This is a genomic window from Cupriavidus sp. CP313, assembly GCF_054072015.1.
In genome coordinates, this window is record NZ_JBSVZB010000021.1 from 66,975 (window position 1) to 79,176 (window position 12,202).

General features: G+C 64.6%; 7 protein-coding genes. All 7 read right to left on the reverse strand.

Features of this window, described 5'->3' with window-relative positions:
- Positions 1 to 57 precede the first annotated feature (57 nt).
- Positions 58 to 2,277, reverse strand: a complete 2,220-nt coding sequence (locus ACW4E8_RS25725; protein ID WP_456807100.1) for a hypothetical protein — start codon at positions 2,275 to 2,277, stop codon at positions 58 to 60.
- 469 nt (positions 2,278 to 2,746) lie between these two features.
- On the reverse strand, positions 2,747 to 3,931 hold the full coding sequence (locus ACW4E8_RS25730; protein WP_456807101.1) for a ribonucleotide-diphosphate reductase subunit beta: 1,185 nt from the start codon (positions 3,929 to 3,931) through the stop codon (positions 2,747 to 2,749).
- 140 nt (positions 3,932 to 4,071) lie between these two features.
- Positions 4,072 to 7,005: a ribonucleoside-diphosphate reductase subunit alpha gene (locus ACW4E8_RS25735; RefSeq protein ID WP_456807102.1), complete on the reverse strand. Its 2,934-nt coding sequence runs from the start codon at positions 7,003 to 7,005 to the stop codon at positions 4,072 to 4,074.
- A 493-nt stretch (positions 7,006 to 7,498) separates the two neighbouring features.
- Positions 7,499 to 8,116, reverse strand: a complete 618-nt coding sequence (gene ampD, locus ACW4E8_RS25740; RefSeq protein ID WP_456807103.1) for a 1,6-anhydro-N-acetylmuramyl-L-alanine amidase AmpD — start codon at positions 8,114 to 8,116, stop codon at positions 7,499 to 7,501.
- Positions 8,113 to 9,738 (reverse strand): sigma-54-dependent transcriptional regulator, encoded by a 1,626-nt coding sequence (locus ACW4E8_RS25745; RefSeq protein WP_456807104.1) that lies wholly within the window; start codon positions 9,736 to 9,738, stop codon positions 8,113 to 8,115. The genes ampD and ACW4E8_RS25745 overlap by 4 nt, the downstream gene beginning before the upstream one ends.
- 25 nt (positions 9,739 to 9,763) lie before the next feature.
- Positions 9,764 to 11,896, reverse strand: coding sequence for a sensor histidine kinase (locus ACW4E8_RS25750; protein ID WP_456807105.1), 2,133 nt, complete (start codon positions 11,894 to 11,896; stop codon positions 9,764 to 9,766).
- A complete protein-coding gene (locus ACW4E8_RS25755; protein WP_456807106.1) occupies positions 11,893 to 12,198 on the reverse strand; it encodes a PP0621 family protein in 306 nt (101 codons plus the stop codon). Before ACW4E8_RS25755 ends, ACW4E8_RS25750 begins: the two co-directional genes overlap by 4 nt.
- Positions 12,199 to 12,202 lie beyond the last annotated feature (4 nt).

The window sequence follows — 12,202 nt, forward strand, 5'->3', positions numbered from 1 at the left end:
GCCAAACGCGCACCACGGTAGGCCCCGGCAACAGCAATGACGCGGCCTAGTGGAAAACTAGCCTGCGCCCCCGCCGGGAGGAAGCGTTTTGATCCAATCGTAGACTCCGCCTTGGTAGACAGCCCCAGCAGCGAGACCAAATGGTCCGGCGACGGCCTTCTTTCCGATCCAATCCACGGCTCGTGCCACGCCCCAACCTGCGAGTTCGGTATGGCGACCAGTAAAACGTGGTGACAATGCGCAAGCAAGCGCTACCGGGCTCAACCCGACCGCCGGAACGATCAACCACTTCATGCTGGTCACACGCGCGACGTCCAGCCACAGGGTGATCGCATACGCTACGCCGGCTAAAAACAATCCAACAGCGATCGGCAACACTACCGCGAACATAAGGTACTTCGTTCGCAAGGCCTCGCACTTCGCCTTTGCAGCCTCTTCTGAACTTTGACTGCTGGCTACTTCTGCCTGTCGGAACTTTTCGTTTGCCTCCGTGAGGCGTTCCTGAGTGGTGTGCAACTCCGTCTCTGTTGCATGCAGGGCGTCCTTGGCAATCCGACGGCTTTCTCGCTCGGATGTCAAGTCTGCCGACATTGTGTTCAGCTTGCCTTTAGTGTCCTCCAGCGAAGCTAATGCGGCTTTGTGTTCGGACAGAACCTCTGCCTGCACAAGCTCGAAGATTTCTTCGTTTGCAGCATCAGCATCGCGCAGCCGACTTCTTAGCGCGCGGTTCGCCAGGATCGAGCTGACGGTCTCTTCCTGCAGGTCACCAATGTTTTCATAGCGGGAAATAGCTTGGAGCACCTGCAGCGTGGCTCGCTCGTCTTCAGGGTCGAACGATTGGAAGAACAAGGGCAGGCGCAATCCATCTATGAGGCTGTTCTCCATCTCCGTCGTCCGGGGCACCCAGAACTGGACCAACTGGACGAAATTGCTCGGGTGAAGTACCACCGGCATGCGAGACGCTCCACTAGAGCGCTTCTTCCGGTCGAAACCAATCAGACGCCAGTCGATCGATACCGCCCAGTACTCTGCATCAAACGGCGAATCTACCAGTTCCGGCCTGCGGTCGTTGACCGCGTGCCACAGGACAACATCGTGTAGAAGAGTCTCGTACCCCTTTTTCCTCTTGCTGTCGGGCACTTCACGAGCTTCTCTTTCCTCCTCCTCGAGGACATCGTCAACCACGTCTTGGCGCTTGTTGTAGACGGCGGCATGCACATCAAGCACTTCAATGCCCTTTGCCTGGAGGATGGTACGCAGGTCATCAATATAGGGTTGGAAGAACGTTTGGGCGGTCAGGCCGGGGCTTTGCGCAGCAGCAGAAAAAAATTTCCTGGCGATGCTAGGGAGCGGTTCCTTGATCGCTGCTCGAGCGATAGCTCGGGTCGTACGTACCCGCTCAATCAGTTTCACCTGATTTGCCAGCGCGCGCTCAGCTTCATCAAGAGTTCCGGGCAGGACATAGAGTTTGATTTCAAGATTCCCCTTTGTCCGCGCAGCCATCTCCACAAGGGACAGGGCCGAGTCGTCTCCCGGATTATCGTGAAGCTCAAGTATCGAAAAGATGAAATTCGTATCAAGGACAACTTTGATCTTTCGCTGGCGCCGCTTCTTCTCAATGGACGCAAGCGTTTCGGGACTAAGTTGCGTAGCTTCGGCAAAGAAATGCGCGGTCAAGAGCCGAAGTACTTGACTCCTACAAGCAATGTTCTTTGGCGAAAAGAAAGCCGCCAGTATCTTTCTGAGCCCATCGTGGTGACAGGTATCGAAATCAACCAGGAATTTGGCAACCCAATCGCCTTCCCGCTCGAGATTCCCGTCTACAAGCAAGTGATAGAGGTTTGCGCCCGCAATCCGCACGGCTTCGACCAATGCACGCTCGAAACGTGCCCAGACTTGCTCCGGCTTCAACTCAGGGCAATGTACCGAGCAGTTCATCCGAAACGCCTCCCGACACTGCGTTTCCAGAAGCTCGGCCTGAAGCTTAGCCGCTGCTAACTCTGCCCGCGCCTGCTCCGTGAGCTTAAACCTCTGGACTTCACCGGGCATAAAGGAGACACACTGCTGAGACGAAAGCGCGTGCAACTGCCGCTCCAGTGTGGCTTCAGATAGCTCGACTCCGGTTTCAAGACGGAAGTTTGATTGCAGTTCGCCTATCGTAAGCGGGACATCGGCGGTCCAAAGCACACCTTTTATGACTTGCCCGACAGCCTTTTTCCACCACCCCGATTCATTTAGTTCGACATGGTGAATGAGAGACACGATCTCTGGGGACATCTTTCGTACAGCCACAACCCAACTCCGTTTTTATTATCGGTTAGACACATGATCGAACCATGCGCCCGAAAGGTCATCGCAATACTGGCAAAGGAACCCACTGCCGTATTGACCCGTATGCCGCCATCTGGAAGCTCTTAATGGGGCTGGGATTTCGTCTCCTAGACGGTAGAAAAAAGGGGGGGGGATCAACCCCATTGTGAGCCATCATCCCCTGTCCGTTCTCTTCGTCTTATCTTTTTCCGTGACGGCCCTACACAGCGGGGTCGCCTCGAGTCGCCGAGCTAGGCGCCGCCTCGAGGGTGGACCCGTTGCAGTTGGTCGGACGGCCGGAATGCCTCCGAAAGCTCCTGCTCTGAGACACTCCCATCGCCTCGAGCTAGCGATGTGCCAAAAGGCATGGCTATGTCATTGCAAAGGCGTGACTAGCGTCAAAAAAGGCAACACTTGTGTCGCTCGGCGGCGCGCCTCAATCCCAGCTCAACGCCCCACCCGTCTGATACTCAATGACGCGCGTCTCAAAGAAGTTACGTTCCTTCTTCAAGTCAATCATCTCAGACATCCACGGGAACGGATTCTCCTCATTCGCGAACAGCTGCTCCAACCCAATCTGCTGGCACCGCCGATTGCAAATGAACCGCAGATACCCCTTAAACATCGGCGCATTCAACCCCAGCACCCCACGCGGCATCGTGTCCTCAGCGTAGCGATACTCCAGGTCCACCGCCTTCTTGAACAACTCAGTAATCTCAGCCTTGAACTCCGCCGTCCACAGATGCGGATTCTCCAGCTTGATCTGGTTGATCAGGTCGATACCAAAATTGCAGTGCAGCGACTCATCGCGCAGGATGTACTGATACTGCTCGGCAGCCCCAGTCATTTTGTTCTGGCGGCCCATCGCCAGGATCTGCGTAAAGCCCACATAGAAGAACAATCCTTCCATGATGCAGGCGAACACGATCAGGCTCTTCAGCAGCTTCTGGTCGTTTTCCGGCGTGCCGGTCTTGAACGACGGGTCGGTCAGCGTGTCGATGAACGGGATCAGGAACTCGTCCTTGTCGCGGATCGACTGCACTTCGTGGTACGCGTTGAAGATCTCGGCTTCGTTCAGGCCGAGGGACTCCACGATGTACTGGTAGGCGTGGGTGTGGATGGCCTCTTCAAAGGCCTGGCGCAGCAGGTACTGGCGGCATTCCGGCGCGGTGATCTGGCGGTAGGTGCCCAGCACGATGTTGTTGGCGGCCAGCGAGTCGGCGGTGACGAAGAAGCCGAGGTTGCGCTTGATGATGCGGCGCTCGTCTTCGGTCAGGCCGTTGGGGTCTTTCCACAGGGCGATGTCGCGGGACATGTTGATTTCCTGCGGCATCCAGTGGTTGGCGCAGCCGGCCAGGTATTTTTCCCACGCCCACTTGTACTTGAACGGCACCAGCTGGTTGACGTCGGTCGAGCCGTTGATCACGCGCTTGTCGGCGGCGTTGACGCGGCGGTTGCTTTGCGCGGCGGCGGCGTTGGGGTTGTCGCCCAGGATGCCGGGCTGCGTGGCGGCCGGAGGCAGAACGCCTTGTTGGTCGGCCGTGGCGGCAACAGCGGGTTGCAGGGCAGGCTGCGGTGCGGCCTGCGGGGTGGCTTGAACGTCGTCGTCCCAGCTCAGCATGATGTGGTTCTCCGTGATTCGATTTGGGGGCGGCGGGTGGTTTGACTTGTCACTTCGTGGTGGCGCCGGCCCTCTCCCCCGGCCCCTCTCCCGCGGGCGGGAGAGGGGAGCAAACCCCGGGGTAGGTGGTTACTTCGTGATTACTGGCAGGCTTCGCACTCTTCAAAGCCAGGGTCGCCCGGGCGCATCGTGCAGACCGCGCCTTCGGCTTCCGGCATGGCCGGGGCCGATGCGGCGGCTGCCTCCAGGGCGGAGCCGCTGTCGCTGCCCGACGATACTGCGTTCAGCGAGCCGCGCGACACGGTGGACTTCTCCACGTGGGTCGCAGCCATGGTGCGCAGGTAGTAGGTGGTCTTCAGGCCGCGCAGCCAGGCCAGCTTGTAGGTGTCGTCCAGCTTCTTGCCCGAGGCGCCGGCCATGTAGATGTTCAGGGACTGGGCCTGGTCGATCCACTTCTGGCGGCGGCTGGCGGCTTCCACCAGCCAGGTCGGCTCCACTTCGAACGCGGTGGCGTAGATGTCGCGCAGGTCTTGCGGGATGCGGTCGATGCGCGACAGCGAGCCGTCGAAGTACTTCAGGTCGGCAACCATCACCTCGTCCCACAGGCCGCGTTCCTTCAGGTCGCGCACCAGGTAGTCGTTGACCACGGTGAACTCGCCCGACAGGTTGGACTTGACGTACAGGTTCTGGAAGGTCGGCTCGATGCAGGCCGACACGCCGATGATGTTCGAAATGGTCGCGGTCGGGGCGATCGCGATGCAGTTCGAGTTGCGCATGCCGTGCTGCTTGATGCGGGCGCGCAGCGCGTCCCAGTCCATCGTGCTGGACAGGTCCACTTCCAGGTAGCCGCCGCGCTCTTCGGCCAGCAGCTTGAGCGAGTCTTGCGGCAGGATGCCACGGTCCCACAGCGAGCCTTCATAGGTGCTGTAGCGGCCGCGCTCTTCGGCCAGCTCGGTCGAAGCCTTGTAGGCGTAGTAGCACACCGCTTCCATCGAGGTATCGGCAAACTTGACGGCGGCGTCGCTGGAATACGGCGTGCGCAGCACGTGCAGGCAGTCCTGGAAGCCCATGATGCCCATGCCGACCGGACGGTGGCGCAGGTTGGAATTGCGCGCCTTGTCCACGGCGTAGTAATTGATGTCGATCACGTTGTCGAGCATGCGCATGGCGGTGCGCACGGTCTTCTGCAGCTTGGCGTGATCCAGCGCGTAGGTGCCGTCGGCCTGCTTGGCGATGTGGGCGACCAGGTTGACCGAACCCAGGTTGCACACGGCGATCTCGCTCTCATTGGTGTTGAGCGTGATTTCCGTGCACAGGTTGGAGCTGTGCACCACGCCCACGTGCTGCTGCGGGCTGCGGATGTTGCACGGATCCTTGAAGGTGATCCACGGGTGGCCGGTCTCAAACAGCATGCCCAGCATCTTGCGCCACAGTTGCAGCGCCGGCAGCTTCTTGAACAGCTTCAGTTCGCCGCTGGCGGCCTTGGCTTCATAGCCCAGGTAGGCCTTTTCGAATTCCTTGCCGACCTTGTCGTGCAGGTCCGGGCAGGTGGCGGGCGAGAACAGGGTCCATTCGCCGGCTTCCATCACGCGCTTCATGAACAGGTCCGGAATCCAGTTGGCCGTGTTCATGTCGTGGGTGCGGCGGCGGTCGTCGCCGGTGTTCTTGCGCAGTTCCAGGAATTCTTCGATGTCCAGGTGCCACGTTTCCAGGTAGGCGCAGACGGCGCCCTTGCGCTTGCCGCCCTGGTTCACCGCCACGGCGGTATCGTTGACCACCTTCAGGAACGGCACCACGCCTTGCGACTTGCCGTTGGTGCCCTTGATGTGCGAGCCCAGTGCGCGCACGTTGGTCCAGTCATTGCCCAGGCCGCCGGCAAACTTGGACAGCAGCGCGTTTTCCTTCAGCGCTTCGTAGATGCCTTCCAGGTCGTCGGAGACGGTGGTCAGGTAGCACGACGACAGCTGCGAGCGGCGGGTGCCGGAGTTGAACAGGGTCGGCGTGGACGACATGAAGTCGAACGACGACAGCAGCTGGTAGAACTCGATGGCGCGCGCTTCGCGGTCCTTCTCGTTCAGCGCCAGGCCCATGGCCACGCGCATGAAGAAGGCCTGCGGCATTTCGATGCGGGTTTCATCGATATGCAGGAAGTAGCGGTCGTACAGGGTCTGCAGGCCCAGGTAGTTGAACTGGAAGTCGCGGCCGGCGTCCAGCGCCGCGCCCAGGCGGGCCAGGTCGTAGGTGGCCAGTTGCTCGTCCAGCAGTTCGGCTTGAATGCCGCGGGCGATGAACTTGGGGAAGTACTCCGCGTAGCGGCTGGACATCTCGGACTGGGTCACTTCAGTGCCCAGGATTTCCTTGCGGATGGTGTGCAGCAGGATACGGGCGGTGACCTGGCTGTAGTCCGGGTCCTTTTCGATCAGGGTACGCGCGGCCAGGATGGCCGAGTCGTACACCTGCGTCATCGGCACGCCTTCGTACAGGTTCTTCAGGGTTTCCTTCAGGATCGGCTCGGCGCTCACTGCATTGCCAAGGCCGCTGCAGGCGTTGTCGATCAGGTCGTGCAGCGCGGCGATGTCCAGCACGTGCGTGACGCCGCCATCGGTCACGTTGACCGAGATGCCGCCTTCCTGCACGCGGGCCACGGCCTGGGCGTTGGCCTGGGCGCGCTCGTCCTTGCGCTTCTCGCGGTACAGCACGTAGGCGCGGGCCACTTCATGCTCGCCCGAGCGCATCAGCGCCAGTTCCACATGGTCCTGCACGTCTTCGATATGGATGGCGCCGCCGTTGGGGCGGCTGCGCACCAGCGCGCGCACGACGTTGTCAGTCAGTTGCTCGACGATCTCGCGCACACGCGCGGACGCGGCGCCCTGCCCGCCGTTCACGGCGAGGAAGGCCTTGGTCATGGCAACGGCGATCTTGGACGGCTCGAAAGCCACCACGGCGCCATTGCGTCGAATGATCTTGTGATCCGGGTAGTTCGTATTGGCGGCGTTGGCGGGGGTCTGCTGCGCGGTCGGTGCGATACCGGCGGCGGCGCCACCCGTGGTGATTTCGTTCTGGGCCGTTTGCATGAGAACTCCTGTTTTTACCCTGGAAATAAGAGACAAAAGAGTCCCTGGCGAAATGCGGCGAAAAGAACGTCCCTCCCGGCGTGAAGTCGGGGCGGACAGACTGCCTTTACGTGAACATTTCGCCAGGGACTCTTGTGATTCGCTGGCCTTAGCGGGCGGTTTCGAGACGATGCACGAACTTCGTGATCCCTGACTCGCCCTTGGGCCGGCTCCCCGGTTTGACTACTAGATATAGTGGGTGCTGCCTGAAACTGGGCTAAGTATAGTGAAACGAATCCGAATGACCAGTCTTGACAAGCGCTTTTTCGGGGGCGGCGGCGCCGATGCGGCAGCGCCACATGCCCGCAAGCCTAATACTCGCAAGGGTTTTCGCCAGACCGTTCGCAACTGCACATTTCACAAAAATTTTTTTGATTGTTGCGAGGTTGCGATAGCCCCACCCCGAGGTAGGGCATGTGCGCCGGAACGGGGCGCACGGGGATGGGGAATGAGGTTAAGGATTCGTCACCTGGCCAGCCGCGCCAAGGCACTGGTAGGGCAACATGCCCGGCGCCACGCCCGCCTGGCTGGCAAAGCGCGCCCAGTCGAAATGCGGGCCGGGATCGGTCTTGCGGCCGGGGGCGATGTCGCTGTGGCCGGCAATCGCGCGCACCGGGTAGGCGGCCAGCAGCGCGGGCACCAGCGCGGCCACGGTGTCGTACTGGGCCAGGGTGAACGGCAGGTCGTCGCAGCCCTCGATCTCGATGCCGATGGAGAAATCGTTGCAACGGGCGCGGCCGAAGAAGTCCGACTGCCCGGCGTGCCAGGCCCGCTGCGTGCACGGGACAAACTGCACCAGCTCACCCTCGCGGGTGACCAGGAAGTGCGCGGACACCTGCACCTGGTGGATGGTGGCAAAGAACGGGTGCTTGTTGGGATCGAGCCGGTTCTGGAAGAAGGCCTCGATGTCGCCGCTGCCGAACTGGCCGGGCGGCAGGCTGATGTTGTGCAGCACCACCAGGTCCACCGGCATGCCGGCCGGGCGCTCATCGAAATTGGGCGACGGCACGCGGCGCGCGGCGGGGACCCAGCCGTCGGCGTCGGGTAAGTAGCGGTGCGCAGGCTTGGTCATGGCGTGCCCTCGCCTTCCACGGCGCTGCGGTCGGCGGCGTCCATGGCCTCGCGGATGCCCAGTTGCTGGATGCGGTAGCGCAGCTGGCGCAGGTTCAGGCCCAGCAGCGGCGCGGCCGCGGTGCGGTTGAAGTTGGTCTGCGCCAGCGCCTGCAGGATCAGCTCGCGCTCCACGGCTTCCAGCCTGGCCGGCAGGTCGATCGGGAAGACGATGCCGCGGCAGGCACGTTCGGCGGGGTCGCCGGCGGGCTCAGGTTCAGGCGCGCTGGCCGGGGCCGGTGCCACGGGTGGCGGCTCTGCCAGGGCCGGCGCGGGCGCGGCGGCCGGCGGCACAGGGGCCCACATGCCTGCGGCGCCCCAGGGGGCGTAATAGTTAGTAGGCGCCATCGCCGGCACGGGGGCATGCATCAGCCCGGCCCGCTCGGCGCCGGCGTCCAGCGGGCCCAGGTCGGCCAGCTCGATCTCTTCGCTCTCGGCAAAGGCGTAGGCGCGCTCCAGCAGGTTCTCCAGCTCGCGCACGTTGCCGGGGAAGGGATAGGCTACCAGCCGTTGCAGCGCCGCCGGCGACAGCCGCTTGGGGCGCGGGTCGCCGTAGCGCACCGCCAGGTGGTCCAGGATGGCGCGCGCCAGCACCGGGATGTCTTCACCGCGCTCGCGCAGCGTGGGCATGCGCAGCGCCAGCACGTTCAGCCGGTAATACAAGTCCTGCCGGAACTGCCCGGCCGCCACCATCGCGGCCAGGTCCTTGTGGCTGGCGCACATCACGCGCACGTCGACGGCGTCTTCGCGGCTGGCGCCGATCTTGCGCACGCGGCGCTCCTGCAGCGCGCGCAGCAGCTTGACCTGCATCGGCAGCGGCAGGTCGGCCACCTCGTCGAGCAGCAGCGTGCCGCCGTTGGCGGCCTGGAAGAAGCCGCCGCGCTCCCCGTCGGCACCGGTGAAGGCGCCTTTGACATGGCCGAAGAACTCGGACTCCATCAGGTTCTCGGGGATGGCGCCGCAGTTGACGGCGATAAAGGGATGCGCGGCCCGCCCGCTGGTGGCGTGGATGGCGCGCGCGGCGCGCTCCTTGCCGCTGCCGGATTCGCCGCTGATCACCACCGGCGCCATGCTGCGCGCCAGCCGCGACAGCGAGCGGCGCACCTCCTGCATGGCGGCGGAATGGCCGGGCAGCAGGGCGGCGGCGCGGTCGGCGGCCTGCTCTGCCGCGGCGGCTTCGGCATCGGTGCTGTCGCGCTGCTGGCGGCCCAGCGCGTTCAGCACCAGGCTGCGCAGCTGCTCCAGCGACACCGGCTTGGCGATGTAGTCGAAGGCGCCGGCCTTGAGTGCCTCTACGGCGTTGTCGGCGCTGCCGTAGGCGGTGATGACCGCCACCGGGATGCGCTCCGGCGCGGCCGACAGCTGGCGCACGATCTCGATGCCCAGGCCGTCGCCCAGGCGCATGTCGGTCAGCACCAGGCTGTAGCGGCCCTGCGCCAGCTTCTCGCGCGCCTCGGCCAGGGACCCGGCCAGCACCACGTCATGGCCCATGCGGCGGATTGAGATGTCCAGCAGCTCGCGCAGGTCGGCCTCGTCGTCGATGACCAGGATGGGATCGGGCGCTCGGGACATTCGGGGTGGCATGGGGTGGTGGCTGGGTTGGGACAGGTCAGGCGGCGGCCGCCGAAGCAGCATCGGCACTCTCGATGCGCAGCGTCAGCACGAAAGCCTTGGCCGGCAGTGTATCGCGCGCGGCGGGGGCCAGCATGCCGGTGCGTTCGAGCAGCGCCGGCAATGCGATGGCGCCGTAGCGCACCTGGGCGTCATTGGCGCCGCACAGCTCGCGCGCCATGAACAGGCCCAGCCCGGTGCCCTGGGCGTTGCTGGTGAAGAAGGGTTCGAACAGGCTGCGCTGGTGTTCGCGCGCCACCTCGGCGCCGTCGTTCCAGACGATCAGCTCGGCATGGTGCTGGTCCAGCGCATGCGCCAGCAGCCGGATCGAGCCCGGCAGCCGGCTGCAGTAGCGCCAGGCGTTGTCCAGCAGGTTGCCCAGCACCTGCTGCAGCTGCGAGGCGTCGAACACCACCGGCTGGGCCACGTCCACGGTCAGCCGGATGGCATTGGCGTTGATGTCGACCCGGCCCGCGGGACGGGTCTCGCCGGCGCGCGGGCGGCGCGAGCGCATTTCGGCGCGCCAGCGCTCGACGATCTCGGGCAGCGCCTGCGCCAGGTACACGGTGCTGCGGCCGGTGCGCGGGCGGCGCGACATCTGCAGCACGTCTGACACCACCTGGTCCAGCCGGCGCACGTTGTCGTTGATGATGCGCAGCAGGCGGGCATCGATATCGACATCGGCGCCGCCATGGTCCTGCGCGGCGGGATCGCGCCGGCCGGAGTCGCCCAGCAGCTCGCTGGCCTGGCTGATTGCCGCCAGCGGGTTGCGGATCTGGTGCGCGATGCTGGCCACCAGCCGGCCCATGGCGGCCAGCTTTTCCTGCTGCACCTGCTCGGCGATGCGTTCCCAGCTTTCGATATGGACCAGCACGGTGTCGCGCATCTCGTTGCGCAACAGGGCCTCATCCTCCTGCGACCAGGCCATGGCCTCGTTCTGGGCGATGGCCAGGCGCAGGCGGCCGGCGGCTTCGGGTGACAGTTCGCTCCAGGCGGCCGTATCCAGCGTGGCCGGCACGGTGCGGCCATGCGCCATGGTCGAACGCAATCCTGCCAGCCCCGGCAGCACAAAGCGCAGCCGCAGCCGGGTGTGCTGCATGGTGCCGTCGGCCAGCGCGGTGCCGGACGCCATCGGCAGCAGCTGCAGGATGCGCGGCACGTCGTCCTTGCTGTGCAGCCAGTCGCGCAGCATCTCCATCAGCGGTTGCAGGCGCGGGATGCGGCGCAGGTCGAACAGCACAGCTTCGCCGCCCTGCCCCGCCGCACCACCCAGCCGCCGCGAGTAGATGCGCTCATGCGGCTGCACGCCCAGCAGCACCACCGCCGCGGGGTTGGCCGCCACCACCGCGCCGTTGGCGCGTACCAGCATCACGCCGTCCTGCATGTCGTTGACCATCAGCCGGTTGACCAGCTGCTGCAGGCGCAGCTCCTGCTCGCGCGCCAGCGCCAGGCGCTCCTGCGCGATCTGGCGGTTGGCCAGCATATACATCAGCAGCGCCGCGATCATGAACACCAGGCCGAACAGGCCCGAGCCCAGCAGCCCGGCATCGGCCTGGCGCAGCAGGATGGTGTGCATGAAGGGCCCGCTCATCACCACCAGCGCGGAGATCGCCGCGGCAAACAGCGCGAACAGCAGGCTGGTCAGCGCGCCGGCTTCCAGCGCCGGCAGCAAGAAGATCATGGCCAGGCCCTCGGCCTGCCCGCCCCGCCCCAGCACGCTGAAGACCAGCGCCAGCAGGGCCAGGTCGGCCAGCACCTGCACCCGCACGCGCAGATGGAAGTGCCGGCGCCACAGCGTACCGGCCAGCATCGCCAGGGCAATGGCAAGATAGGGCACGGCGATGGTCATGGCCGCCGCGTGCTCGATGCCGCCCAGGCCGTCAAGGCCGAACGGCAAGGGCGGGATAGCGCCGATGAAAGGTGTGGCGGGGGAGACCGGGGTGACGGATGCCGGCTCGCCGCGCCGCATCAGCGCAAAGCCGACCAGCAGCAGGCCCACGGCCACGCGGGTCCAGCAGAAATAGCGCAGCAGGCGCCAGTGGAAGTCAGGCGGTTCGGGCTGGCGCCACAGCTGGGCCAGGCCGCGCCAGGCGTTCAGCCGCTGCCAGCCCGACGACGCCGGCTCTGTCATGGGCGGGGGCCGTCGCTGCCACTGTCACCGCCCTCGGCCCGGCTTTCGTCAGGCAGATGGCTGCGGCGGCAGTAATGCAGGCCGCGCCAGGCAATGGCCTCGCCCTGCGGCAGGTGCACGCCGCACTGGGCGCACTGGACCATGGGTTCGGCGGTGGCGTCGGCCGGGCCGGCGGCGGCAGTACGCTCGCTGGCCTTGCGGGCCTGGCGTGCGCGGTGTTCAGCCAGCCGGGCCTCGGCGCGGGCGCGCAGCCACCAGATGACGCCCAGCACCACGGCCAGCAGGATCAGGATACGTGCCATGAGG

Coding starts and splice junctions, on each gene's coding strand:
- ACW4E8_RS25725 (WP_456807100.1), bottom strand. CDS start 2,277: ATGTCCCCAGAGATCGTGTCTCTCATTCACCATGTCGAACTAAATGAA.
- ACW4E8_RS25730 (WP_456807101.1), bottom strand. CDS start 3,931: ATGCTGAGCTGGGACGACGACGTTCAAGCCACCCCGCAGGCCGCACCG.
- ACW4E8_RS25735 (WP_456807102.1), bottom strand. CDS start 7,005: ATGCAAACGGCCCAGAACGAAATCACCACGGGTGGCGCCGCCGCCGGT.
- ampD (WP_456807103.1), bottom strand. CDS start 8,116: ATGACCAAGCCTGCGCACCGCTACTTACCCGACGCCGACGGCTGGGTC.
- ACW4E8_RS25745 (WP_456807104.1), bottom strand. CDS start 9,738: ATGCCACCCCGAATGTCCCGAGCGCCCGATCCCATCCTGGTCATCGAC.
- ACW4E8_RS25750 (WP_456807105.1), bottom strand. CDS start 11,896: ATGACAGAGCCGGCGTCGTCGGGCTGGCAGCGGCTGAACGCCTGGCGC.
- ACW4E8_RS25755 (WP_456807106.1), bottom strand. CDS start 12,198: ATGGCACGTATCCTGATCCTGCTGGCCGTGGTGCTGGGCGTCATCTGG.